This is a genomic window from Variovorax sp. EBFNA2 (genome assembly GCF_033802765.1).
GTDB lineage: Bacteria > Pseudomonadota > Gammaproteobacteria > Burkholderiales > Burkholderiaceae_C > Variovorax > Variovorax paradoxus_H.
In genome coordinates this window covers 3,729,946-3,755,429 of record NZ_CP138496.1, presented here as the reverse complement: position 1 = coordinate 3,755,429, position 25,484 = coordinate 3,729,946, and the positions used below count along the sequence as shown (strand labels likewise).

General features: G+C 64.8%; 25 protein-coding genes and 1 tRNA gene. 23 read left to right on the top strand and 3 right to left on the bottom strand.

Annotation, left to right across the window (positions count from 1 at the left end):
* The first annotated feature begins 8 nt into the window (after positions 1–8).
* Genes RZE79_RS17705 through RZE79_RS17690 form a run of 4 tightly spaced genes read left to right on the top strand, consistent with a single transcriptional unit; the run spans position 9 to position 1,606 of the window.
* A complete protein-coding gene (locus tag RZE79_RS17705) occupies positions 9–230 on the top strand; it encodes a hypothetical protein (RefSeq protein ID WP_319355637.1) in 222 nt (73 codons plus the stop codon).
* Complete coding sequence (locus tag RZE79_RS17700; protein WP_319355636.1) at positions 227–529, top strand: hypothetical protein; 303 nt, start codon at positions 227–229, stop codon at positions 527–529. Before RZE79_RS17705 ends, RZE79_RS17700 begins: the two co-directional genes overlap by 4 nt.
* Before the next feature lie 14 nt (positions 530–543).
* Complete coding sequence (locus tag RZE79_RS17695; protein ID WP_319355635.1) at positions 544–1,089, top strand: nuclease domain-containing protein; 546 nt, start codon at positions 544–546, stop codon at positions 1,087–1,089.
* Positions 1,082–1,606, top strand: coding sequence for a hypothetical protein (locus RZE79_RS17690; protein ID WP_319355634.1), 525 nt, complete (start codon positions 1,082–1,084; stop codon positions 1,604–1,606). The genes RZE79_RS17695 and RZE79_RS17690 overlap by 8 nt, the downstream gene beginning before the upstream one ends.
* A gap of 32 nt (positions 1,607–1,638) precedes the next feature.
* Here the strand turns inward: RZE79_RS17690 and RZE79_RS17685 are convergent, their stop codons facing one another.
* A complete protein-coding gene (locus RZE79_RS17685; protein WP_319355633.1) occupies positions 1,639–1,989 on the bottom strand; it encodes a hypothetical protein in 351 nt (116 codons plus the stop codon).
* 45 nt (positions 1,990–2,034) lie between these two features.
* Here RZE79_RS17685 and RZE79_RS17680 point away from each other — a divergent pair, with 45 nt between their 5' ends.
* Together RZE79_RS17680 and RZE79_RS17675 are read left to right on the top strand one after the other, a co-directional pair.
* Positions 2,035–2,343, top strand: a complete 309-nt coding sequence (locus tag RZE79_RS17680) for a hypothetical protein (protein ID WP_319355632.1) — start codon at positions 2,035–2,037, stop codon at positions 2,341–2,343.
* A gap of 37 nt (positions 2,344–2,380) precedes the next feature.
* Positions 2,381–2,455: transfer RNA gene (locus tag RZE79_RS17675), tRNA-Met, on the top strand.
* Positions 2,456–3,051: 596 nt separating this feature from the next.
* Here RZE79_RS17675 and RZE79_RS17670 read toward each other — a convergent pair.
* A complete protein-coding gene (locus tag RZE79_RS17670) occupies positions 3,052–3,375 on the bottom strand; it encodes a hypothetical protein (RefSeq protein WP_319355631.1) in 324 nt (107 codons plus the stop codon).
* Between the two features lie 65 nt (positions 3,376–3,440).
* On the opposite strand from RZE79_RS17670, the gene RZE79_RS17665 reads away from it, so the two are divergent.
* From RZE79_RS17665 to RZE79_RS17590, 16 genes are all read left to right on the top strand, one after another.
* A complete protein-coding gene (locus RZE79_RS17665; RefSeq protein WP_319355630.1) occupies positions 3,441–4,340 on the top strand; it encodes a terminase small subunit in 900 nt (299 codons plus the stop codon).
* Positions 4,341–4,343: 3 nt separating this feature from the next.
* Positions 4,344–5,951 carry a terminase gene (locus RZE79_RS17660; protein ID WP_319355629.1) on the top strand — a complete coding sequence of 536 codons (1,608 nt, stop codon included), beginning with the start codon at positions 4,344–4,346 and terminating at the stop codon, positions 5,949–5,951.
* Between the two features lie 8 nt (positions 5,952–5,959).
* On the top strand, positions 5,960–8,284 hold the full coding sequence (locus RZE79_RS17655) for a hypothetical protein (RefSeq protein WP_319355628.1): 2,325 nt from the start codon (positions 5,960–5,962) through the stop codon (positions 8,282–8,284).
* Positions 8,285–8,394: 110 nt separating this feature from the next.
* The gene (locus RZE79_RS17650) at positions 8,395–10,131 is read left to right on the top strand and encodes an AIPR family protein (RefSeq protein ID WP_319355627.1); all 1,737 of its coding nucleotides are present in this window, start codon (positions 8,395–8,397) and stop codon (positions 10,129–10,131) included.
* A gap of 290 nt (positions 10,132–10,421) precedes the next feature.
* Entirely contained in the window at positions 10,422–11,429 is a 1,008-nt protein-coding gene (locus RZE79_RS17645) for a hypothetical protein (protein ID WP_319355626.1), read from the top strand.
* Between the two features lie 55 nt (positions 11,430–11,484).
* Complete coding sequence (locus RZE79_RS17640; protein WP_319355625.1) at positions 11,485–12,783, top strand: DUF4043 family protein; 1,299 nt, start codon at positions 11,485–11,487, stop codon at positions 12,781–12,783.
* Between the two features lie 71 nt (positions 12,784–12,854).
* On the top strand, positions 12,855–13,328 hold the full coding sequence (locus RZE79_RS17635; RefSeq protein WP_319355624.1) for a hypothetical protein: 474 nt from the start codon (positions 12,855–12,857) through the stop codon (positions 13,326–13,328).
* Positions 13,329–13,395: 67 nt separating this feature from the next.
* On the top strand, positions 13,396–13,860 hold the full coding sequence (locus tag RZE79_RS17630) for a hypothetical protein (protein WP_319355623.1): 465 nt from the start codon (positions 13,396–13,398) through the stop codon (positions 13,858–13,860).
* Positions 13,857–14,528, top strand: a complete 672-nt coding sequence (locus tag RZE79_RS17625) for a hypothetical protein (RefSeq protein ID WP_319355622.1) — start codon at positions 13,857–13,859, stop codon at positions 14,526–14,528. The genes RZE79_RS17630 and RZE79_RS17625 overlap by 4 nt, the downstream gene beginning before the upstream one ends.
* Positions 14,528–15,751: a hypothetical protein gene (locus RZE79_RS17620; protein ID WP_319355621.1), complete on the top strand. Its 1,224-nt coding sequence runs from the start codon at positions 14,528–14,530 to the stop codon at positions 15,749–15,751. Before RZE79_RS17625 ends, RZE79_RS17620 begins: the two co-directional genes overlap by 1 nt.
* Positions 15,741–16,241 (top strand): hypothetical protein, encoded by a 501-nt coding sequence (locus RZE79_RS17615; protein WP_319355620.1) that lies wholly within the window; start codon positions 15,741–15,743, stop codon positions 16,239–16,241. Before RZE79_RS17620 ends, RZE79_RS17615 begins: the two co-directional genes overlap by 11 nt.
* A 10-nt stretch (positions 16,242–16,251) precedes the next feature.
* A complete protein-coding gene (locus RZE79_RS17610) occupies positions 16,252–16,683 on the top strand; it encodes a hypothetical protein (protein ID WP_319355619.1) in 432 nt (143 codons plus the stop codon).
* A 4-nt stretch (positions 16,684–16,687) separates the two neighbouring features.
* The gene (locus RZE79_RS17605; RefSeq protein ID WP_319355618.1) at positions 16,688–17,920 is read left to right on the top strand and encodes a hypothetical protein; all 1,233 of its coding nucleotides are present in this window, start codon (positions 16,688–16,690) and stop codon (positions 17,918–17,920) included.
* The gene (locus tag RZE79_RS17600; RefSeq protein WP_319355617.1) at positions 17,917–19,488 is read left to right on the top strand and encodes a hypothetical protein; all 1,572 of its coding nucleotides are present in this window, start codon (positions 17,917–17,919) and stop codon (positions 19,486–19,488) included. Before RZE79_RS17605 ends, RZE79_RS17600 begins: the two co-directional genes overlap by 4 nt.
* Complete coding sequence (locus RZE79_RS17595) at positions 19,485–21,374, top strand: hypothetical protein (protein ID WP_319355616.1); 1,890 nt, start codon at positions 19,485–19,487, stop codon at positions 21,372–21,374. Before RZE79_RS17600 ends, RZE79_RS17595 begins: the two co-directional genes overlap by 4 nt.
* Before the next feature lie 2 nt (positions 21,375–21,376).
* On the top strand, positions 21,377–22,387 hold the full coding sequence (locus tag RZE79_RS17590; protein ID WP_319355615.1) for a hypothetical protein: 1,011 nt from the start codon (positions 21,377–21,379) through the stop codon (positions 22,385–22,387).
* Here the strand turns inward: RZE79_RS17590 and RZE79_RS17585 are convergent.
* Positions 22,384–23,250 (bottom strand): hypothetical protein, encoded by an 867-nt coding sequence (locus RZE79_RS17585; protein WP_319355614.1) that lies wholly within the window; start codon positions 23,248–23,250, stop codon positions 22,384–22,386. The two genes, RZE79_RS17590 and RZE79_RS17585, sit on opposite strands and share 4 nt — an antisense overlap.
* A 125-nt stretch (positions 23,251–23,375) precedes the next feature.
* Here RZE79_RS17585 and RZE79_RS17580 point away from each other — a divergent pair, with 125 nt between their 5' ends.
* Positions 23,376–25,382, top strand: coding sequence for a hypothetical protein (locus tag RZE79_RS17580; RefSeq protein WP_319355613.1), 2,007 nt, complete (start codon positions 23,376–23,378; stop codon positions 25,380–25,382).
* The last annotated feature ends 102 nt before the right edge of the window (positions 25,383–25,484 follow it).

Here is a 25,484-nt window from a genome sequence, read left to right as displayed (position 1 = left end):
TGCAAGAAATGACAGCAACCCGATTCCCGCGCCCGGCCGTGGCGCAGCTCGACGGCGGCATCACCCATGCACAAGCGATGGAGGTGCATCGCCGGTACTTCGAGAGCATGCAGGCCGTGCCGACCATCGCCTACGAAATGAACATTGCCTACGTTGTCGCGTGCGACGTCATGGATGGCAAGGCGTGGCCCGGCGTGCGGGAGCACTGGGTAGATCGGGTTCTGCCATGAAGCGCATCCTCTTCGGCCTGGACTACGACGACACCTTCACCGCCGACCCGGATCTGTGGCGCCAGTTCATCGCGACGGCGCAGGCGCGCGGCCATGCTGTGGTGTGCGTCACAGCGCGCCGCACGCCGCCCGACTTCGCGCGCGAGCCGCGCATGCCTGACAGCGTGCCCATCGTGTGCACGGGCGGCCAGCCCTACAAGAAGCACGCGGCGGCCAAGGCCGGCTTCGCCGTGAATGTGTGGATCGACGACATGCCGGGCCTGATAGAGCCGTCGCTGGTGCTGGACTTCGGCCTATGAAGCGCAGCACGCCCATGAAGCGAACCGCGTTCAAGCGACCTCGGCCCAAGGTCGTCGGCGTGGACCTGGCCGCGGGCCCGGACATCACGGTGCTGGTCCGCGTGCAGCAGGTGTCGGGCCACATCGTTCGCATGGCTGCGATCAACGATGCGGACTTCCGGGGCGGCATGCCGAAGACCGAGGCACAGCGCAACCCGGCGCTCTTGGCGATGGCGCGCGGCCAGCGCTGCCTGCTGACTGTGCCCGGCGTCTGCCGGCCGGACCCGGCCACCACGGTCGCGTGCCACAGCAACCAGTCGGTGCACGGCAAGGCCGGCGCGCGCAAGGCAGACGACCAGTGGCACGTGTATGGCTGCGACGCCTGCCACCGCTGGCTCGACCAGGGCCCAGCGCCGGCGGCCGAGAAGATCGAGCGCTTCGCCGCGGCTCACAGCTGGATGGTTTCCATCTGGCACGACATCGTTGCCGGCATGCAGTCGGCGACGCCGAAGGAACGGAAGGCCGCCCAGTGGGCGCTCGACCGCATTGAACCCAGACGAGGAGAAAAAATAAATGGCTGATGCCCGGAAATCAACAACCGCACTGGTGCTCGAGGCCGTGCAAGACCTGCACGCCAAGGAGCAGATCGTTACCCGCGAGACGCTGGCCGAGCTCACCGGCCTGAAGCTCACGGTGATCGACGACCGCCTTGGCACGCTGGTCGACGACGGTGCCATCCTGCGCGTGCAGCGCGGGGTGTTCGTGCCGGCACAGCAGCACCCGCCGGCCCGGCCCATGTCGAAGACGGTCATGCCCGACGGCATGGTCAAGATCGAGATCGGCGACGAGGTGCTCCAGCTGACGCCCCGTGAAGACCGGGCGCTGGCGAACCTGATGGCCGGCGCTGCTGCGCAGGCCGTGGCCATCGAGACGGGCCGCAACACCGCCATCCTGGCCGCGGAGCTGGGCGAGCAAATCAAACAGCTGCGGCGTCAAGTCTCGGCGCTGGAGGCCAAGGTGGACCCGAACCAGGCCCAGCTGTTCGAGGCCCCGGCCCGGGCGGTCAAGCCGGCGGCCAATGGCGCACGCTACGGCTGACGGTGGAAGGCCTGCATCCGCAACGGAGCGGGCTAGATTCGCTCGCTCCCGTGATAGCCCTCAAGCGTCTCGCGCGCGGGCACCAGGACCCAGGTCTGGGCGTAGTCGAGAGCGCCGCCGAGGCCATCGTCGATGCGTTCGATGCCGCCGAAGGTCCAGAAGTCCACACTCATCTCGATAGGCTGGATGTCCCACAGGGGCGGTGGTGCCGGCGCCTTGGGGTCGACCATGTACATGCGCCCGACCTGCGCAAAGCGGTGCAGGGGCGCCAGGTGCTGGGTCGTGATCAGTAGGAAGCCCCGGAACGGCCGCAGCCGGCCGCGCTGCCAGCCAGGAATAACCCGCCCGGCATCCCGTGACCGCACCATGTCCATGATCTGCATTCGGCTCATGCTGTATAAATATACAGTATTACTTTTGGGCGCGAAATGAAGGTTTCTGAGCTGGCGGGCGAGACGCTGGAGCGGTGGGTGGCGAGCGCGCTGGGAGAGGCGCCGGGCACGCCGTACACCACGAACTGGGCCGGCTTTGCCCAAGCACTGGAGCGGCACGCCATTCACGTCGCGCCGATGCCGGGCAAGCACTACCAGTGGTGCTCCGTCGTGGTGGGCAAACCAGGCGGACGTCTTCCCGAGGGGCGAGGTGGGTGGATGGAGGGACCGGGCCCGCTGGTGGCCGTGTGCCGCGCCATCGTGTCGGCGCGCAATGGGAGCGAAGTGCCAGACGACCCCCTGTAGGGCGCGCATCTGTCCGGCAGCCGTCGCACACTGCACTCGCGGTGTGGCGCACCGGTAGCGCGCAGGGCTCATAACCCAGAGGTAGGCGGTTCGATTCCGTCCTCCGCAACCAGACACCATGAAGATGGCCCCCGGAAGGGGAAGCCGCCAGCGGATTCCGCCCATGTGGTGGTGCAGCTGGCGCCGGGCGGCAACCGGCCTCGATACTTTGTGAAGCGTGACTGCCGGACGTACCTGCATTCGACCCGGGCAACGGGTGAAGGGACGGAGGAAGGGAAGGGGAGAGCCGAGGCGAGCAGGCGCCGGCCCCACGGATGCCCCGAGTCGGGGCCATCATCGAAGCAGCGGCGTGGAAGGACACGCACGGCCACAAGGCGGTCCGCAACCTTGTGGGTCAACCGACAAGGCCCTGAGCCGGTTTCAAGTCCGGCCTGCTTCGATGATGGTGAATGCGCAGGCTGATGCGCGGCGAATGGAAGCAACCAGGTGGACAGACATCCTAGGCCGGAGCGCCGGCTGCCATGAAAACATGCGCGCCACCCTGAGCCGGGAAGCCAGCACCGGCCACCATCGACACCCCCTGTAGGGATTCGCCGCCTGGCGGTCCCGCGAGAACATTCCCTCGGCGCTTTTGCCGGACAGTTGTCTCCTCGCCTGCTACCTTGCGGGTGATTCGCCCGCCGGGTTCGCTCGGCGGGCTTTTTTCAACTATGGGGCGTACTGCCGCCACACTTTCCAGATGGTCTTCGCAGGCATGACACCGAACCACTCGCCGCAGTCGATGAAGGCCAGCTCATGCTCGTTGAACAGCTTCACTCCAATACGGTGGAGCGTTGATTGTTCAAGCTGCTTCCTACCTGCGAGATTCCGCAGGTCTTCCTTGAAGATGCAGAACTTCCCGCGCTTCTTCCCTCCGAACTCTTCGCGATAGAGATTGGCGAGACGCTCGGCGATCTCCTGAGGGGTTGGATACGGCATTGCGATGGCCTCCAGTGGTTGTTGTGCCCCGATCATCCCCTGAAAGGGCTTCACCTTCAGGTGCGAGCACACCCCTGTAGGGTTCGACCCCTCGCCGTGCGCCCGGAACACTCGCGAGCATGGCAACTCGCAAGCCGGCCAAGAAGCCAGCCCCCGCAACGAAGAAGACCACCAAGACCCCCGCCGCCCTGAAGAAGGCTGCGGGTGTTCCTGCGCGCAAGAAGGCAGCAGCCGCGCCTGTGAAGCCCAAGAGGGCACCGCGGAAGGTCAAACCCGCACCTGTCGAGAGCCCACAGGTCAGCCTCACCCCCCTGCAGCAGCGCTTCATCGACGAGTACCTCGTGGACCTGAATGGCACGCAGGCAGCCATCCGGGCGGGCTACAGCGTCGACACCGCACGGCAGATGGGTTCCGAGAACCTGTCAAAACCGTACATATGGGCTGCCATCGCTGATGCGCGGAAGCAGCAGCAAGAGCGAACCCAGGTCAATGCTGATCGCGTGGTGACGGAAGCGTGGAACATCATGGTGGCCGACCCGCGCGAGCTGGTGCAGGTCAAGGTCGGGTGCTGCCGGCATTGCCACGGTGAAGGCTTCAAGTTCCAGCGCACCATCGGCGAGTTCAACCACGACCAGGAGCACCACGCCGCGAAGGCTGGCAGCCTGGCTGACTTCGACGAGAAGGGCGGCATCGGCTTCGACCCGCTCAAGCCACCGCATCCAGCTTGCCCGGACTGCGGCGGCGACGGCTATCCACGCACCGTGCTGGCCGACACGCGCCTGCTGTCGCCCCGAGCCCTCGCGCTCTACGCCGGCGCCAAGATGACGAAGTACGGCATCGAGATCGCCATGCACGACAAGGGCGCGGCGATGGAGAAGCTGTTCAAGCACCTGGGCCTGTACGAGAAGGACAACCAGCAGAAGACCGACCCGCTCGCATCGCTGCTGCATGCCATTGCGAAGGGCAACGGCAACGGGTTCAAGCCCGTGGCAGACGACCCGGAGCACGACGGGGACTGATCGGTGGCTGTCGTCTCCGACACCCCTCTGCTGCCCCTCCCAACGAACGAGGAGGAGCTGCAGCGCTGCCTGGCAGATCCAGAGTGGCGGGTCTTCAGCGGATGCCTCTACAAGATCATGGTCAAGGGCGACGACAAGGTCGGCCCTGATGGCCAGATCGAGGAGGGCGACTCCTACGTGCTGCCGTTCCGGCCCAACCGGGCCCAGAAGCGATTCGTCCGGCGGCTGTGGCATCGGAACCTCATCCTGAAGGCGCGACAGCTCGGCTTCACCACGCTCATCGCCATCCTGTGGCTCGACCACGCGCTGTTCAATGCCGACCAGCGCTGCGGCATCATTGCCCAGGACCGCGAGGCGGCCGAGACGATCTTCCGGGACAAGGTCCGCTTCGCCTACAACAGCCTGCCGGAGGAGATTCGCGACCGCTTTCCGCTGGCGCGCGACAGCGCGGTCGAGCTGCTGTTCGCGCACAACAACAGCAGCATCCGCGTGGCCACGTCCATGCGCTCGGGCACGATTCACCGGCTGCACGTTTCCGAGTTCGGGAAGATCTGCGCGAAGTTCCCAGACAAGGCGCAGGAGGTGGTCACGGGCTCGATCCCGGCCGTGCCCACCACTGGCATCTTGGTCATCGAGAGCACGGCCGAGGGCCGCGACGGCGCCTTCTACAAGATGGTGCAGGACTCGCAGGCCACGCACGCCAGCAAGGCCAAGCTGACGCCGCGCGACTACCGCTTCCACTTCTACGCCTGGTGGCAGGAGCCGCGGTACCGGCTCGACAGCACCACGGTGGCGATCAGCCGCGAGGAACACGAGTACTTCGATGGCATCGAGACGGCAATGGACTGCCGGATCGACCTCGACCAGCGTGCCTGGTACGTGGCCACGAAGCGGGCCGACTTCGCCGGTGCCGAGGAGAAGATGTGGCAGGAATACCCGTCCACCCCGGACGAGGCTTTCCAGATCAGCACCGAAGGCAACTACTACGCCAAGGACATGCTGGCCCTGCGCCGGCGCGGCGGCGTGACCCGCGTGCCGGTGCTCGACGTGCCCGTCAACACCTTTTGGGACATCGGAAACAGCGACGGCTGCGCCATCTGGTTCCACCAGGACCTGCGCGGCGAAGACCGTTTCATCGACTACGAGGAGGCGCACAACGAAGATCTGCGCTTCTACGTGGTCGAAATGCGCAAGCGTGGCTACCTCTTCGGAACGCACTTCCTGCCGCACGACGCGGACCACAAGCGGCTCGGTGACACCAACCGCAGCACGAAGGAAATGCTGCAGGACCTGATGCCCGGTGAGCGCTTCCTGGTCGTGCCGCGCGTGACCGAACTCATCACGGGCATCAACACCACGCGGAAGCACATGAAGGGCGCCTACCTCGACGAGGGCCGGTGCAAGAAGGGCATTGCTCGGCTCGAGGGCTACCGCAAGAAGTTCAGCCGCGCCGACAACCGCTACATCGACCAGCCCGACAAGTCCAACGGGTGCAGCGAGGGCGCCGACGCATACCGACAGTGGGCCCAGGCCAAGGAGCTGGGGATGCTGGAGAGCGCCGCGGGCACCAAGGGCTACCAAGAAGCGCCGCCAGCGGACTGGCGAACCTGAGGAACAACATGACGAACGACACTACCACCACCACCAACGAACTGCTGGCCGACGCCGAGCGGCCCATGAGCACCGAGGACTACGAGTCCATCCTGTTCGAAATCGAACAGCAGGCAGCGTGGCGGGCGACCGCCGACAAGGAGATGGACTACGCCGACGGCAATCAGCTCGACAGCGAACTCTTGCGCCGCCAGCAGGCGCTCGGTATTCCGCCGGCCGTCGAGGACAACATCGGACCCGCGCTGCTGTCTCTCCAGGGCTACGAGGCACGCACGCGCACCGACTGGCGCGTGACGCCCAACGGACAAGCGGGCGGCCAGGAGGTGGCCGCCGCGATCAACTTCCGGCTCAACGAAGCCGAGCGGCAGAGCAAGGCCGACAAGGCCATGTCCGAAGCCTTCCGCTCGATGATCGCGTGCGGCATCGGCTGGGTGGAGGTCACGCGCGACAGCGATCCGTTCGGCTATCCGTACCGGTGCCGCATGGTCCACCGCAACGAGATCCACTGGGACATGACGACGACCGACCCGGACAAGTGGAGCTTCCTGCGCCGCCAGCAGTGGACACGCCCGGAGCGGTTGGCTCGGATGTTCCCAGCGCACGCGGAACTGATCACCCAGGTGTCGAAGGCGGGCCCGGCCTGGCACGACACGTTCGCCAACCTCGACGGTGGCGCGTCGACGGGCCTGCAGAACGCCTGGAACACTGCGCGCGCGTGGACCTGGGACGAGAACCGCTGGTACAACCTGACCAGCCGCGAGGTGTGCGTCGCTGAGGTCTGGTACCGCCGCTGGTCTGACGTGATGGTGCTGAACCTGCCCGACGGCCGTGTGGTCGAGTTCGACGACAGCAACCGGGCCCACCTGGTGGCCGCCAGCCTGGCGCGGTCGCAGCTTCGAGCAGCCGTCGTGCCGCGCGTGCGCCGTGCGTTCTGGCTCGGGCCCTACCTGCTGCTGGACGGCCCGACGCCGTTCCCTCATCGTTCCTTCCCCTACGTGCCTTTCATCGCCTTCCAGGAGGACATGACCGGCATCCCCTACGGCTACGTGCGGGGCATGAAGTACGCGCAGGATGCGATCAACAGCGGTGCCAGCAAGCTGCGCTGGGGCATGAGCGTGGTCCGCGTCGAGCGCACGAAGGGCGCGGTGGACATGACCGACGAACAGCTGCGCCGGCAGATCGCGCGGCCCGATGCCGACGTGGTGCTCAATGCCGAGCACTTCAGGAACAACCCTGGCGCCCGCTTCGAGGTGAAGCGCGACTACACCCTGAGCGAGCAGCACTTCCGCCTGCTGGACGACAGCCGCGCAACCATCGAGCGCACGAGCGCGATCACCTCGGGCTTCATCGGGCGCCAGGGCTCGGCGCGCTCGGGCGTTCAGGAGCAGACTCAGGTCGAGCAGTCGAACCAATCCATCGCCGACGTGATGGACCATTTCAAATCGGCACGGCAGCTCGTGGGCGAGCAGCTCATGGCAATGGTGGTGGAAGACATCGGGGAAGAGGAGACGACCGTGGTCATCGAGGGCGATGCGCTGCGCGAAGACCGCACCGTGGTGCTGAACCGGCTCGAGAAGGACGCAGCGGGCTACACCTACCTGAGCAACGACCTGCAGCGCACGCGCCTGCTTGTCAGCCTCGAGGACGTGCCCAGCACCAGCAGCTTCCGCGGCCAGCAGCTCAACTCCATGTCCGAGGCGGTCAAGAGCCTGCCCGCGCAGTATCAGGCCGCGGCCATGCCGTTCCTGGCCAGCCTCATGGACGTTCCCTTCAAGCGCGAACTGGTGGAGGCGCTGCGCGCGGCGGGTCAGCAGGCCTCGCCCGAGGAGATCGAGAAGCAGATCCAGGAGCGCGTGGCCCAGGAGATCAAGATGGCGGGCCACGACCTGAAGGCGCGCGAGCTGGACATGAAGGAGCGGCTGACCGACGCCCAAATCGAGAAGTTGATGGCCGATGCCGTGCAGGTGGGCGTGCAGGCCGCCTTCGCGGCGATGCAGGGTGGCGCGCAGGTGGCACAGATGCCGATGATCGCTCCCATCGCCGACGCCATCATGCAGGGCGCTGGCTACCGGCGGCCGAGCCCGGGCGGGGACGATCCGAACTTCCCGACACCGGCGCAAACGGCGGCGATGAACATCAAGAGCCCCTATATCCAGGGGCAAGACCAGAAGCAGCCGGCGGCCGTGGCCCAAAAAGAGGCTGCTGCAGCCGCGGCGCCGGTGCGCGAGAACACCAGCCCGACATTCCCTCCGCGGCCGCAGACGGGCTCGTTGGGCATGGACGGTATCGAGACCGCACGTGCTTTTGACAATTTCGATGTCACATCAGCGTAGCGAGTGCGGAGCCCCAATGTGTGTCGGTGTGCGGAGGATGCGAGATCGAAACCGGGTCGCTCAAATGAGGTACTGCACAATCGCGACAACCTGTACCAACCCGTAACGCCATGGATCGCATCACAAAATCACTGCTGGACGAGTCATCTGCGGAGCACGACCTTTCTTCCCTCGCCGAAGACAAGCGGTTCGAGCATTTCGCAGCCCTCTTGACAGTTGGCAGATTCGTTTCAGAAGCGCTCGACACCACAGATGTAGTCATTGGGGCATCTGGCGATTCTGGAATTGATGCGATTGCCATTATTGCGAATGGCGCGCTAATAGAGAATTCTTCTGAAATTGATGAGCTGGCTGAGCGAAATGGTTATTTGGATGTAACCTTTGTATTTGTTCAGGCTGAGCGGTCCTCTGCATTTGAGACTGCAAAGATTGGGCAATTTTCCTTCGGGGTGCAAGATTTTTTCAAAGAGAAGCCTTCGCTGCCCCGCGGGCGGGATGTTATCGAACTCGCAAATATAATGTCGGCTGTTTATAAGCAAAGCAGCAAATTTAAGCGTGGAAACCCAGTGTGTCGTATGTACTACGTGACCACTGGCACGTGGACTGGAGACGCTGCATTGGAGGCGCGACGTAAGGCTGCGATAGATGATCTCACTGCGCTGAGGATATTTAGGACAGTGGAGTTTCAACCCGTAGATGCTGAAGGTATTCAGCGTTTGTACCGGGAAAGTAGAAATTCCGTTTCCCGGGAGTTTGAGTTTGCTCAAAAAACTGTGATTCCAACGATTGAAGGCGTAACTGAAGCATATGTAGGTCTGTTGCCTGCGCGTGAATTTTTACGGCTGATAGAAGACGAGAGTGGGGAAATGCTTAAAGGCATTTTTTATGACAACGTGCGTGACTGGCAAGACTTCAATGCAGTCAACAGTGAAATGCGAAGTACATTGGAGTCAAAAAATACCCGAGCCCGTTTTGCGCTTATGAATAACGGTGTCACTGTCATCGCTAAGACGATGCGGACGACGGCCAACCGGTTTTACATTGAAGATTATCAAGTCGTGAATGGCTGTCAAACGAGTCACGTAATTCACGATCAGAGAGCTTCAATAGATGATTCTGTAATGATTCCATTGCGATTGATCGCAACGCAAGACGATGAGATTATTGGGTCTATCGTTAAGGCGACAAATCGCCAGACGGAGGTTCGCGAAGAGCAACTACTGGCTCTTTCGGACTTTCAAAAGAAACTTGAAGCCTACTTCAATGCCTTTGAAGAAGGTCAGCGGCTCTATTATGAGCGTCGCTCGCGTCAATATAGTAATGCGGGAGGCATCGAAAAAACACGCATTGTCACCCCGGGGGGACTTATTCGTGCCTATGCTTCAATGTTTTTAGAAGAGCCGCATCGTGCAACGAGAAGTTATCGACGAATCCTTGATCGTGTAGGCGTCGATCTTTTTGCCGAAGGGGACAAACTCGAACCCTATTACCTTGCAGCCCTCGCAGCATATCGATTGGAATACCTCTTTAGAAATCAAGCTTTGCATGGAAGCTTGAGGGCGGCGCGGTATGAAATTCTTCTGGCCGTTCGGTTGTTGGAGATGCCTTCTCCTTTGCCGCGAATGAACTCTCATGACATGGAGCGGCTATGCAAGCAGTTGAGCGCCAAGCTATGGGATGCAGGTGAAGCAGAACAAATATTCGCAAAAGCTTCAACTATGGTCTTGAAGGCGGCAAATGGTGACTTGGACGCGGCCTCACTGAGGACGGAACCCTTTACCGACGCGCTCAAAGCATTTAGCACGCCTCCACGGAGACCTCCAGTCAAGCGCACTCGGTTGAATTGAAGCGCTAAGTCAGATTCGCCTCACAGACTGCGTTGATAGCCGCCCTCGAGGCGGCTTTTTCGTTTCTACCCCCTGTAGGGTTTCCCGAGTAGGCACATCCTCGGCAAAGTCACTCCCAAGCGAGACGCGAAAGCGATTCGTGAAGCAGCCCGCTCGTGAGAGCCGGCGCCTCCCTCGAAAGAGAGCGGGGCAATCCCACTGCTGGAGGTGTGCAGGGTGGGGCGAAAGCCCTACCCAGCGCTCCGAATGCTGATGTCCTTTGCTGCCACAGCGAAATGTGGCGGACATGCATGACCACAAAAGTTGAACAGTTCATTGCAACGCACGCGGAAAGCGGCGGACTGAATCCGGAACAGGCGGCCCAGCTTCTCGAGCTGACCGTAGAGGGCGATACCAGCGCGCAAGCGCCGGAACAGGTGACGCAGCCCGACGCCACCACTGAACCCGATCAGGCTGCAGCACCTGCTGCGCAGACGCCGAACAACGGCGAACAACAACCCGCTGCCGAACAGCAGCCAGACCCGGCCACGGCCGTGATCCTGGCGAAGGACGGCAAGCACACCATCCCGTACCAGAAGTTGGTGGACGCCCGCGAGGGCGAACAGCGATGGAAGGCGACGGCGGAAGCGACGCAGGCAAAGCTCCTGGCCCTCGAGGCCGAAGCCCAGCAGCGTGCTGATGCCGGCCAGGCGCCGACGAACCAGGACAAGCAGGTGGCGGCCGCGCAAGCGGCCATCGATGCAGGTGCTGATCCGGCGCTCTTCGGAGACTTCTCCGAGGAGTCCTTGGCCAAAGGCATCGAGTCCCTTGTGGATGCCCGAGTGGCGGCCCGAGTGGATGCGGAAGTGGCGAAGGCGCTGGCTCCCCTGCGAGCGCAACAGGCACAGACCGCTTCCACCGGCCACATCGATGCGATCTACAAGGCGCACCCCGATGCGGATTCGATGGTGGAGAGCGCGGAACTGAATGCGTGGATCGACACGCAGCCCAGCTTCGTGCGCGATGGCTTTCGCGATGTCCTCAAGCAGGGCACCTCGCAACAGGTCATCGAGTTGTTCGATTCGTTCAAGAAGGCGACGAATGCAGTGAACGAGCCCGCGCCGTCGAGCGCGGGTAAGGCAACTGCGCCGAAGGCTGCAGTAGCCGTCCCCGCAACGCTGTCGGATCTCCCCGGCGGCCGAGCAGGTCCGGCAAGCGCAGACGAGGTGCTGGACAGCCTGTCCGGGCCTGACCTGACCGAGCGCCTCATGGCGATGACGCAGGACCAGCGCGACGCATTTTTGAACCGTCGCGGCTAACGCCGCGCAAGGCACCGCCGGGATGGCGGAGCCCTTCCCATCGAAGGAGATTCGCATGACCGCGACCAAGACGCACATGGCAGTGGGCGACCCCAATGCCATGATTCAGCAGGCAGCTGGCCTATTCGCCACGCACTGCGCACGCAACAGCACCATCGCTCGCCTGACCGGCAAGATGCCCAAGGGCGAGGCCGGCGCGACCGCGACCATCCGCAAGCAGACCACGCAGCACATGCCCATCGTGCGCGCGCAGGATCTGGGCAAAGGCACCGGCGACGAGGTGGAGTTCCACCTCCTGAACCCCGTGGGTGCGAAGCCCATCATGGGCGGCAAGATGGCCGAAGGCCGTGGCGTCGGCATGAAGTTGTCCAAGGACCGGCTGCGCGTCAACCAGGCACGCTTCCCGGTCAACCTGGGCGACACCATGACCAGCATCCGCAGCCCTGCGGACTTCCGTAATCTGGGCCGCCCGGTCGCACAAGCGCTGATGGACAAGTATGTCGACCAGTCGCTGACGGTCCATATGGCCGGCGCGCGTGGCTTCCACAACAACATCGAATGGGTGGTGCCGACCGAGGCCGATTCGGACTTCGCCGACATCATGGTGAATCCGGTGCGCGCTCCGTCGAAGAACCGGCACTTCATCGCCGACGGCGGGGTCATCAAGCCGTTCGCCGTGAACGCGGGCGAGGCCGACATCGCGTCGACCGATGTGCTCGACATGGACGTGGTGGACACGCTGCGCTCGTACATGGAGCAGATCGCTCTGCCGCCGCCCCCGGTGAAGTTCGAGGGCGACATCATGGCCGACGACGCGCCCATCCGCGTGTTGCTGGTCTCGCCGGCGCAGTACTTCAAGTTCGCCACCGACCCGGACTTCCGTCAGTTCCAGGCGGCCGCCATGTCGCGTGCGGCCCGCGCGCAGAACCACCCGCTGTTCCTGGGTGACGTGGGGCTGTGGAACGGCATCCTGATCGTCAAGCAGAACCGGCCCATCCGGTTCTACGCCGGCGACACGATCCGCTACTGCGCCGACGTCGCCACCGAGGTCGAAAGCACCTGCATCGTGCCGGCGAGCTTCGGCACCGACTTCGCAATCGACCGCGCCATCCTGCTGGGCGGCCAGGCCGTCGCTGAAGCGCTGGCCAGCGCTGGCGAGAAGCGCGGCGGCATCCCGTTCTTCTGGTCCGAAAAGGAACTGGACCACGGCGACAAGCTGGAGCTGCTCATCGGTGCCATCCGCGGCGTTTCCAAGATCCGCTTTGAGGTGGACCACGGTGATGGCAAGCAGATCACCGACTACGGCGTGACCGTCATCGACACCGCCGTCAAGACGCTCGGCGCTCGCAACTAAGCCCGTAGGGCGGGTTCGCCCGCCCTCGCGCGTTGCCGCACTGAACCCACATCAATTTCAGGAGCCCAGACATGGCCACCGTGAAGATCAATCAATTCCGCACTCGTCAGTTCGGGGACACGCCGTACGGCAACGTCACCGCGCTGGTGTTCCCGCTGCAGACCACCGCCACCGGCGCGGCCGCCAACAGCAACAGCGTCGCCGCCATCGGCATCGGCGATGTCCTGGACCTCGGCCCGCTGCCCGCCGGCTTCCGCCTCGACGATGCGCAAGTCCTCGTGACCACGGGCATGACCGCCACTATCACCGGCTCGTTGGGCTTCGCCTACGAGGACGGCGTCGACGTGGCTTCGGTCCCCCAGGACGCGGCTTACTTCGGTGCCGGCATCGACCTCGCCGCCGCTGGTCGCAAGCGCGCCACCGGCTCAAAGCTGGTGACGCTGCCCAAGCCCGCCCGTCTGACCCTGACCACGGCAGTCGTTGCCAACGCCAAGGTCAGCGACATCAAGGTGGTGGTGTCCGGCGAGCTGCTCGGTTCGCTGTAAGCCATCTGCGTGACGGGTCCGGCTATGCGCCGGCCCTTCGCGCCATTTCCACTTCAAGGACACCACCATGAGTGAAGCTACGACCGTAGCCGTGCGCTACATCGGGCGGAAGCCCGACTACACCGACCGCCTCTACAAGAGCGGCCTGACCTTCACCCCGCGGCAAGAGCGTTCCATTCCGGCCACGCTGGCCCAGCGCTTTCTCAAGCACAAGGACTCGTTCGAGCAGGTCGAAGCGGCCGTGGTCGAGCCCAAGGGCGAGAAAACGACCGAGGCGGGCACGTCGACCGACCCGGGACAGAATGGCGACGACACCGACGCACTGTTGGCCGAGGCTGACAAGAAGGAGCAGGACAAGAAGGCGGCCGTGGCCAAACTCATGGACCTGAAGGACCAGGTCAACCAGATGGAGAAAGATGCGGTCCAGCAGTTCGCACGTGAAAAATACGACCAAGCCATCCCGAAGACCCTGACTCTGCCGAACATGCGGGCCAAGGCCCTCGAGCTGATCGACCAGTTCGGCGCACGATGAACGTCGAAGACCTCATCGAGTCTTTCCGAATCGAGTCGGGGGACCTGGCGCGTAGTGAAGGCGGCGGCCAGAGCGATGTGCTCTGGTGCGACGACGAGATCGCGCGCTGGCTCACCGAAGCGGAGGAAGAGGCGGCAATCCGCAAGCGGTTGCTGCCTGATGAGGTCTCGCTTCCGATTGCGGCGCCGACGCGGTCCTACCCGTTCACCAGCTTCTTCGAGATCACCTACGCAGAGCTGGTGCCGGTCTCGGGCGATCCCATCATCCTGAAGATCGTCAGCCGCGACGCCATGAACCGCATTGAGCCGGAATGGCGCCGCGCAACCTGCAAGCCGGCTCACCTGATCCAGGAGGACGTGCGCATCGTGCTGGCCGGCGAGGTTTCCCAGCCCTGCACCCTGTTCCTCGAAGGCCTGCGTCTACCGAAAGAGCCGCTATCTCCTGATGTGCCGGCCGAGCCAGAAATTGCGTCCGTGCATCACCGATTCCTGCTGCACTGGGCACTTCATCGCGCCTATGGCATTCAGGATGCAGAGGCCTTCGATGCGGCGCGCTCACAGCGTGAATTGGCGGCATTCGAACGATATTTCGGCCTGCGCCCCGATGCGGACCTACGCAAGGATGCCCGCGCCGACGTGCCGCACCATTGCGCCGCGTGGTGGCCCTGATGGCGCGCGATGTACCAGTCGGCCCCTTTCTTGGCCTGAACAACAAGCTCCGCCCCACGGAGCTGGACGCGGCACAGCGCGACTCCAAGGGCGCGCGCTTCCTCTGGGGCGCTGACAACGTGGACCTGACGGGCCGGGGCGGTCTCAAGCGCCGCGAGGGATTCGACCGGCAGCTGCCCGGCAACTGGCATTCGCTGTGGGGCGATGCGCACGGAGCCTTTTCTGTCGTCGACGATGCCCTGTGCGCACTGGCCCCGAGCGATGGCGGCATCGCGTCGACGGTGCTGCGCGCCGGGCTGCCCAAGCTGCCCCTGAGCTACGCGCGCGCAGCCAACGGCATCGTGACCTGGAGCAACGGCCTCGAGCTGCGTTGCATCGTGGGCGCGGCGGACTACCCGATGTCGGCAGCGCCGGCGCTGGCGCCCACGGTGGTGGCCAGCGCTGGCGGTTCGTTGCCGCAGGGCCTGTACATCGTCGCCTTCACCTGGGCTGGACCGCAAGGAGAGAGTGCTCCGACGCACGCCGTGCAGGTGGACGTGCCGGCCGGCGGGCGCATCGACATAGCCGACGCCGCCGGCGCCACGGTGTGGGTGTCCGGCCCCAACGGCGATCACGTCTCCAGCTACGGCGCGGTCACGTCGGTGCCTGTGCTGTCGCCCGGTGGCCGTGTCTCACGCACGCTCAACACCGCCCCCATGCCGGCCGGCCACATCGTGCGCATGCACAACGGCAGCCTGCTCGTGGCGCACGAGAACGTGCTGTTCGTGTCGGTGCCCTACGCCAGCGGCATCTACCAGCCTTCCCGTGGCTATGTGCCGTTCCCCTCGAAGCTCACGGTGGTGGAGCCGGTCGAGGGCGGTGTCTACGTGTGCACCGAGCAGCAGACGTACTGGATCACCGACTTCTTCGGCGAAGCGGCCCTGGTGCCGCGCTTCCCCTTCGGCGCCATCGCTGGCACCGGCGTCTTCTCGCCCGAGGAGATCAAGGCGTATTGGCAGACGCCGCAGGGCCTCGCTGCCGGCGACGCCTTCGGCGCTGTCGAGCTGCTGCAGGCCAAGTACCTGCGCCTGCCGCCGGCGTCCTTCGGCGCAACCCTGTACCGCATGCGCGACGGCCTTTCCAGCGTCATCACCACTCGCGCCGGCGTTCAACCAAACCGAGCGGCGGCCCTTGCGTGGGCCGACGCCGATGTCATCCGAAAGGAAACCAGCAATGACCTCTGAAATCAAGAGCGGCGCGACCTACACCGTCGAGGTGGTGGCGCCGGACGGCACCGTGTCGCAATGCTCTGTCGAGCACAACAAGGTGCCGACCGAAGGCCTCAACCATATGGCGGCCGTGATCTTCAAGAACGGTGCCCAGGTCGGCACGTGGTTCATTGCGCCCTTCGAGGGCGACTTCACGCCCACCGATGCAGACACCGCAGCAACCATCGCCGCGGCCTCGCAGGAGAGCACGGCCTACGACGCTGTCGCGCGCCTCGAGTTCATCGAAGGGGCCGTGGCCGCCGGCGCGGTGGACAACACCGCGAACAAGGCGGAGTTCGTCTTCAACGCCACCAAGACCATCCGAGGCGTGTTCCTCGTGTCGGCTTCCCCCAAGGCGGCCACGACCGGCACGCTGATCTCGGTGGTGCGCTTCGCCTCCCCCAAGGCCGTCGACGCAGGCAGCACGCTGCGCGTGGTCGCGGGCTTCGCTTTCGCTTCCGTTTAAGGAGATATCCATGAAACTCTCAACTGGCCTGCGCAACGGACTGCTGTCCGGCGGCTCGCTCAAGTCGCTGCTGGACGGCGGCGAAATCCGCATCTACGACACGGTCGCCGTGCCGGCCTCGGCCGACGACGCCATCGGCGGCGCCACGCTGCTGGTGGTCATCAAGAATGGCGGCAGCGGCATCACCTTCGCCGCGGCTGCTGGCGGCGTGATGCAGAAGGCTCCGGGCGAGGTCTGGTCGGGCGTCAACGCGGCCACCGGCAACGCGCTCTTCTACCGGCACGTCCTTTCGGCCGACGACGGCAGCGCGTCGACCGCGGCTGTGCGCATCCAGGGATCGGTTGGGCTGGCCGGCGCCGACATGAACCTGTCTTCGGTCGCGCTCACGGGCGGCGCCACGCAGAGCCTGAACTTCTACTCGGTCGCGATGCCGGCAGGTTGAGCACATGCCGACCGGTACGCCGCCGAGCGCCGACGCGCTGTTCTACGACACCTTCGATGGGCCCGCGGGCCCCTCCGCTGGCCACGTCCCCGACTACAACGTCGCGGGCGATGCTGCGTGGGTGCCGGGCGCGACGCAGCAAAGCGGCACCGCGTGGGGTGACGCACCGTGGGACGCAGTCTCAACTTTCCCTGCGGTGCTGACGGGCAGCGGTGGCATCGTGGGCGCCGACGATTTCTACCCGGCGAACCCGCGTGTCCTGTATCCGGGGTATGCGTCGGACCCGAACGCGCCCCACGCGCAACCGCCCGAGGTTGTGCTCGATCGCTTCGTGCTGACGTTCGACCTCACGTTCGACATCGACTCGTCGACGCCGCCGGGAACCGATGGCATGTGCGTCATCTCAATCGGGCGGCGTGCCTCCTACACTGATCCCGGCGACCCAGGGTCGCCTCTCGAGTTCACCCCCTATGCCGAGGTGAACGTGCGCCGCTTCATGTCGGAGTACCGGTTGCTGCTGCGTTCCAGCAGCGAGGTCGATGACTTCGGATTCGATTTCGATGCCAACACGCCGTACACCTGCAAACTCACCGTGGGGCCGGACGAATGCCTCTTCGAGGGGTTCGGCACCACGCGCACCGTCACGCCTCCGCCAGGGCCCGCCAGCGACGTGCTCCCCGAGGACTCGAAGCCGGCCTTCGCGCCGCTTTCGCTCCTCCTGACCCGCCACGCAACAATCTCGCGCGTGCTGGTGGAGCGGGTCGGCGGCCCCGACCCTGAGCCTCCCAAGACCCAGTTCTGGACTGGCCTGGTGAACGCCTACGAGGTGTTCGTCGCCACGACCCCACCAGACTCGGGCGGCGCCGTGCCGCCCGAAGACGCCATCGAGGTCGACACGGTTCCCTACGAGACGACGCTGGGCGCGCTGGACGGCACGCCGATCTGGTATCGCGTGCCGCTGGGTCCGGGCAACTGGAAGTTCTCTACCGTCGCGTCGCCGAACCCTGACGACTACGACACCTATCTCGCGCTCTTCGATTCCGATGGCAACGTCGTGGGTGAAAGCGAGGACGCAGTCGGCGGTGGACTTCGATCCGAGATCGTTGAGGCGCTTCCCGCTGGCACCTACTACCTCGCGCTTTCGACCTTCGAGGGCGCAGCCGGCCCAGGCTTCGATCTGACTGCCGGAGATACCAATGTGCCGGCAGGAACGATCCTTCAGATCGAGGCCGCATGACCGACGAGTTTCCGAAGAACCGGGGAGGGTGGAGCGGCCCAGGTCGCACGGCTGCCTATTCGTTGGCCGGCGAGGGCGACAACAGCCTGAGCTGGAGCCGCAAGCGCCGCTTCAGCGCCGAGGCCCGTAACAAGGGCGGGCACCTCGTTGTGAAGGTCGACGCCAACGCGGTGGACGGGTTCTACTCCCTCGGCATCGAAGAGGGCGCAACGGTGGTGCGCGGCTCCACGAACGCCCGCGGCTCGTTCTTCTTGCGTGGCCCTGCGCCAGCGTCTGAGCTGGGCATCCCGCAGCTGCTGTCGCGCGGCAACGGCACGGCCTGGACCCTCTCCGGCTTCACCTACGTGGGCGACGTGAACACCGCGTTCGGCTTGAATCGGCTGTACCGCGTGGACTCCTACATCACGCGCGACGGCAAGACGCCGACGCCACGGCCGCCGCTGGCCTCTGTGGGCGCGAACGACGGCGCGGGCACGCGCGTCAGCGCGGCGTTCTCGACCATCGGCGCACGGCGGGAAGGGCGCTACGAGCACGCCATGTGCTACGGGGCGGTGAACACAGATGGCGACCACGTCATCGCCGCAGCGTTCGACGACGGCGAGACGCAGCGCGTCGTGATCGCTGCCCAGATTCCCGGCCAGATCATTTTCCCCATCGCCTTCAACCGGCTGGGTCCGAGCACCTTCCTGGGCATGGGCGGTGCGTTCTTCTGGCGCGGCGCGGCCATCCCGGGCTACGACCGCACCGGGCACCCGGGCCTGTTCTTCTTCGCGTCGACCGACGGCGGCCATAGCTGGGTGACGTTCGCGGCCCCCGCGATGACGGCACATGAACAGGCGCAGTACCTGGCCAACACCGGGCCGCTGGGCGCCTGGGAGCTGTGCAACCGCACCACGATGAACACGGGCGCCGTCATCGTGCCGCTGTCGCGCACCACGGCGCTGGTGTACGCCGTGCTGTCGTCGCCGGATGAGGCCCCGCCCGGCCCGTGGACGCCTGGCACTCGCTACCCGAATGCGCGTGTGCGCGTGGGCGTGGCCGACCTCGAGGCCGGCACCGTGTCGCTGCTCGGCACGCTCTTCGATCCGCCTTTCGCGGCGCCGGGCACCGACTACCTTGCGCTGGCGTTTCCTCGCTGGGAGCGCGGCGCGTGCATCGCGCCAGGCGGCGGCGCGCTGCTGTTCTTCAACGACGCCGACTACAGCGCCAACTGGACGGCGCAGCCGACCATCTACCAGACCACCGGCGGCCCGCTCGCACTGGTGGGCAACATGCCGCTGCAGGCGGGCAGAGCAGGCGTGCCGCTCGCTGTCTCGCCGACGCAGCTTTTCATGCCCGTCTACGACGATGGGGCGCATGCGCTCTTCGAGTCGAAGAACCGCGGGCTGACGTGGACCAAGCGCGCCACCATCTCCACGAAGAGCACCGAGACGCTGCCCGGCCCGGCAGGTGCCAACACCGGCCCGCGCTCGTTCGGCGCCGTCGTGTACCTGCGCGATGACGGCCGCCCCAAGAATGCGACACCCGGCGCACCGTGGCTGTCCGACGACAGGATCACCCCACCATGAGCAACACCCTCAAGCGCCTGGGCTACGGCTACACCATCGCCGCGATCCCCTACGTCCCCTTCCGGCCGGCCTACAGCTACGCCGAGCCGATCTTCGGCTACATCCAGCCCAACGGATGGTCGATGGATATCGGCGCGCCCAGCGCGTCGACGTCGGGTTCGTCGGGCTCGGGCATCAAGTTGCCAGACGGCACCTGGCTGCCTGCCGGCTACTCGGTGATCGTGAAGGGCGTCAAGCCGCCCAGCACCGGAGGCGTCACGATCCCGGCGGGCGGCACTCAGCCGACTTACGGCATCGTCGGCTTCCGAATCGTCACGGTGCCAGAGCAGGCAGAGCGGCAGGGCGTGCCCGGTGGCCGCGTCTCCGTGCCTCCGGCGGGCTGGACCTCCTTTGCGCGTTCAACGAAGGGCATTCCGGCTGGCGTGGCGCGCTTCACCGTACCCGTCGGCGTCAGCGGCGTGGTCATCGGCCTGGCCGAGTACTCGGTACCCAACGGCGGCTACGGGCATATCCGGCACGGCCTGCGCTTCGGCGGCGATCGCGTCTACAACGCGCGCACGGGCGCGGAACTCGGCGAGTTCCTGACCGACGACGAGTTCGAGATCCGCTACGACGGCGCCGAGGTGCTGTTCCGGCAGAACGGCGACGAGATCGACTCCGAGCCCGGGACCTATCGACCCGAGCCGCTGTACCTCACGGCCACGATGTACGACGTGGGCGACCTGGTGGACAACCCGGCGTTGGTCGAAGAAGGGCACGGACACAGCGCGGGCACGCTGCCGCCGCTGACGGTGTTCGCATTCGAGGACGACTACGCCCAGGCCCTCACGGTCCTGCCGGCGCTCGACGGCGAAGCAGGCAGCGGCACCGACTACGCGCACGCTGCGCTGCCCGCGCTGGTGGGCCTGTCCGGCAGCGCCAGCGTGTACGGCGCCGCCATCGGCCTGCTGCCCGCGCTCACGGGCATGAGCTACGGCGGCATGGCCCCCGGCGTTGGTGCCAACGGCGCCGACATCTCGCTGCCGGTGCTGATGGGCTCGGCTGTGGGGCTGACTGGCGAAATCGGGAACGTGCAGGCCGAACTGCCGGCTCTCGCCGGGCTGGTGGCCGAAGGCCCCTACGGTGAGGCTCGCGCCACGCTGCCCATGATGACGGTGTTTGCTTTCACCGAGGGCAACAACGAGGCCTATGCGTTGGAGACGCTGGCCACCAGCACCACGGCGGCCAGCACCGCCACGCTGCTGGTCACGGTGCTGGAACACATCACGCTCGGCGGCACCGCCGTCCCCTCGACCCTGCTGGATGCAGTGATTCGGGAGGTCATCAGCGCTGCACCCTCGGTTGCGGTTGAGCAGCTGCTCGAGGTGGTGGCGCGCACCTTCATTCAGGCGGGCTCCACCGGTGTGTTGGAGGGCGCCACGGGGCGCACCGACCAGGACACCTGGGTCTGGCACGCCGACGCCAAAGGCAGCACGGTCTACCGCAGCTACCCGTTCAACAGCTTCGCGGTGATCAACGGCAAGCACTACGGCGCCAGCGCTGACGGCCTGTTCCTGCTGGAAGGCGACGACGACGCGGGCGCGCCGATCCGCGCGAGCGTTGACCTCGGGAAGCTGGACTTCGGCACGTCCTCGCAGAAGACCATCGCCGAGTGCTACGTGGGCATGTCCGCCAGCGGGAACCTGTTCCTCAAGGTCATCGTCGAGGGGCGCGAGTTCATCTACAAGACCCGCGGCTTCTCGGAGCACATGCAACAGCAGCGCTTCTCGCCGGGCAAAGGCCTGAAGTCCAACTACGTCACGGTGCAGTTCTTCAACGAAGACGGCGCCGACTTCGAAATCGACACGGTCAACTTCCTTGTGGCCGACCTTCAACGAAAGATTTAGCAATGCCCATCGTCACCGTTCCCGATCCGATCACCGGCGGCGCCGGCGCCGCGGTCACGACCACGCAGGTCATCAACGCGATGTGGGACAACTCCCAGACGCGCACCAACGAATCGAACGCGCGCATCGCCACCGGGCTCGGCGACATCGGTCCGGCGCCAATCATCGGCGTGCCCGTGCTCGACAAGAGCTACGTGCCGCCGCTGCCGCCGCAGCTGCAAGACCCGAACATCATGAACGGGGAGGCGATGTACAACACCCAGCTGCAGAAGCTGGTGAACCTCATCGGGCAGGGTATCGCCGACTTCTTCCAGAACTACTTCCCGCTCGGGCCCTACGACCAGGCGGTGGAGTGGCTTCGCAAGGCCATCGTGGACGGCGGGACCGGTATCAATGCCGGCGTCGAACAGCAGCTCTGGCAGCGCGGCAAGGCCCGCGTGCTGGAAGAGAGCATGGAGGCCGAGGACAACCTGACCGCGGGCTGGGCCGCGCGCGGCTACCCGCTGCCGCCCGGCGCGCTGGTCCACGGGCTGCAGCGCATCCAGCTGGACCGCAGCCGCAAGCTGGCCGAGATCAGCCGCGACATCGCCATCAAGAGCTTCGACACCGAGATCGAGAACGTGCGCTTCGCGGTTCTGCAGACGCTGGACCTGCGCTCGAAGGCCATGAGCGCAATGGCCGACTACATCCGCACACTGATGATGGGCCCGCAGACCGCCATGCAGCTGGCGACCGGCCTGGCCGGGCTCGAGCTCGACGTGAACCGTTCGATGGTCGCGCTGTACTCGGCCGAGGTGCAGGCGCTGCAGCCGCGTGTTCAGCTGGCCATCGAGGATGCCCGGTTGCAGGCTGGCACGAACGAAGCGAACCAGCGCTCCATCGTGGCGACCGCTCAGGCTCGGGCGGATCTGGCGAAGGCTTCAGCTCAGATGTTGGGCTCCCAGGCCTCCGCTGGCATCAACGCAATCAATGCCTCCTCGTCCATCAGTGGTGGAGACAGCTCTGCCGTTTAACTTGCAGTCGCTTCGACGGTTTTCCACGAATCCTTTGGCACCAAAAATATTGGAGTGGATTCCGATTGAAAAATAAAGGAACGCCGAGGATCGAGATTAACGAAAAGAGTAACCAAAAAGATCACGGTAACCATGAGGAAGTGTATGAAAAACTTCACTTTCTCTTTATTGCTTTCCATTTCGCTTCGTTGCAAATAAAAAAACCCAGCAAAAAGAATGAATAGCGCGGCTGAAAGAAAGCGGGGAAAGTATTTGAAGAATGTATCAAAGAAGTTGGCGCTTGAACCAGTGCCACTTTTCACTTCCGCCAGCATCGTATTGATGTCAAATGGAGTGTACTTTATCTTTGTTCCGATAACTTCGCCAGAAACGGAGAACTTCGGATAGGCACTTCCGGTGTAGATAACCGCCACACTGCATCCGTCATGCTGCTCTAAGACGCGGAATTCAATCGTGAAAGAGGTTGGGCTAACGCTATTTATCTTGCATTGAACAACGTCTCGACTTTGCTGTTCTGGTTTGACCATCATCAACTCGGCATCAGCGACGGTTACGGTTATTGGCGTCAAGACATCGGCTGCCAATATTGGCAACTTTCCCTGATTCAAGATAACGTGTCGTGAAACATGGACGCTTTTATCCAAAGGCGTTCCGTCCTCTTTGGAAACTTTCAAAGGGATCTTCTGATTATTTACAGGATTGAATATGAGCTGTGGGAAAGGCTCGGTAAAGTACACGGGCTCTCGATTTTGGATGCTTTTTTCATAAAAATACCAAGAGATATAGACGGAAATAAGTATCGAAACTAATCCGATCAAATACCCAAGGTAGTCGCGAGATTTGGGGTCAAAAGGTTGAGCCATGAACCTTAAACAAAAAATTGCGGTAATTTATTGTAACGAGTGATCCGTCGCGCCCCCCTATGGGGTTTTGGTCTGTTTTCTTCGAGATAAAGAATCACGCGATGCGACACAAAAAAGGTTAGCTCATGCAAGGCTTTCAACCGCGCTCGGCACGCAAGGCCGAGCCCAAGACGAACGGCGGGCCCATCCGTGGGTCCGGTACCGGCACGTCCGATTCCATCGAGAAGACGGTGCCGGTGGGCAGCTACATCATGCCGGCCGACTCCACCGCGCAACTCGGCGAGGGAAACCTGGCCACCATGGGCGCGCCAGTGCCGGTGCGCGTCAGCAATGGCGAGTACGAGCTGCCGCCCGAGCAGGTGCATGCTGTCGGCGTTCAGGCGCTCGACGCCATGAAGGGCGCCACGCATGCCCCGGCCGGCGGTGCGCGCGGGTTCAAGCCACGAGGCGCAGAGCCGCCCATGTTCTTCGCCAACGGCGGCGACGTGACGCGCGTTGGCAACTCGTACAGCGGCGGCGACGTCTCAGGGCCGGCCTCGATCAATGGCGGCGCGCCGCGTGGCACCATGAGCGTGGTGGACCCGTACTCGACGCCGCCGGCACCAGCGCCCGCGCCGACCGTTCGCACTGTCGCGGTCACGCTCCCTCCGCCGCGCACCGCGCCAGCGCCAGTCGCTGCCGCTGCTGGCCCTGGCGCCATCGACAGCTCGGCGCAGCGTCAGCAGTTCTTCGACCAAGCGACGGCGGGTACGGCGGCCACGCAGGGGTTCGCGCCACGTAGCGCGCGCGCACCCAGCGCGCCTGTGCCTGTGGTGCCGGGTGCTGGTCGCGGCTTCCAGCCGCCCGGCGCAGCAGCGACGCCTGCCGATGGCCTGCCGGGTGCGTCGGAGCAGGACGGATTCGGCTACCAGCCGCGTGGCTTCGCGAATGGCGGAGCCGTGAAAGAGGAAGAGGGCGGTGGCGCAGTCTTCGGTGTCTACCCGAAGCCAAGTAGCACGCGCAGCACGAATTCCAACGACGCGGCACTGCGGCGCGGCGTGGTGGCCACTGGCCCCTCGAGCTTCCAGCCGGCCAACGACCTGCCGGCGGCCACCGCGCCTGTGCGAATGAACAACCTGACCGATCCGCGAAGCACTCAGTTCGCCGGACCGGCGTCCGAGCGCGCGCCGGTCGGTTTCGCACCACCTGGCATGGCGACGCCGCAGCCGCTCGACCAGGAGCCGTCGGCGACAGTCGCCACCACCCCAACTGCCGCGCCGGCACCGGTCGCCGACGTTTCGCCGGCGAGCACGCAAGGTTTCGCGCCCACTCAGCGGCGCAACGCCTTGGGGTCGACGGAGGATGCGAATGCGCAGGCCGCCGAGATCCGCGCCGCCAACGCCACGCTACCTCAGGGCGGTGCAACCATCATCGACGGGGCTGGCGACGCGCAGGCCGCGCGCCAGCGCTTCTTCGACGATGCGAACCTGCGCACGGCCGCCGCACGCGGTTCCTGGTCGCCGCGCCGTGGCTTCCAGGCCGACGAGGGTGCCGTGCGAGCCGCAGCGGTGCCGGTGCAGGCGCGAGCGGCGGCTGACATCGAGCAGGTCCGCCAGGATGGCGGCCTGCAGCGCGCGGCCGTGGGCTTCCAGTCGCTCGCGCAGCGCGAAGCAGCCGCCGCGCGCATGCAGGGTGAACGTATCGCCGCTGAGGACCGCCGCGCAGCCGATACCAACTCGATCCGGCGCGACGAGGTGGCCGGTGCAAACCGGCTGCGCGATGTGCAGGTGTCGGCGGCCCAGGATGAGGCCGCGCTGCGCCGCACGCTGCTGGACCCGAATGCGTCGACGGCCGACCGTGCGAAGGCGCAGCAGGCCTTGCTGGCGGCCCAGGGCAAGGTGGCGTCGCCGGAGTGGAGCGTGCAGGTCACTCCCACGACGAAGAACGCGGACGGCAGCTCAACCGAGGGCAGCATCTACCGGGTCAACAAGACCACGGGCGATGTGCAGCGGGTGGATGGGCAGGGCAGTAGTAGCCAACGTGCTGCAACTCCTGCCGAGCTTGCCTCGCCCGCGACACGCCCTGTGGGGACGATCTCCACCGTCGCCGGGAAGAGCGCGCGATGGAGCGGGAAAACTTGGGAGCCCTTGTAGGCTACTTCGGAGAATTGGGTGAAGGAGCGCTCGTTGTTCCTCTCTCCCTTTCATGTGGAAACGAAGGGTAACAGGGGGTTGGAGCGGCAGTTTTGCATACAC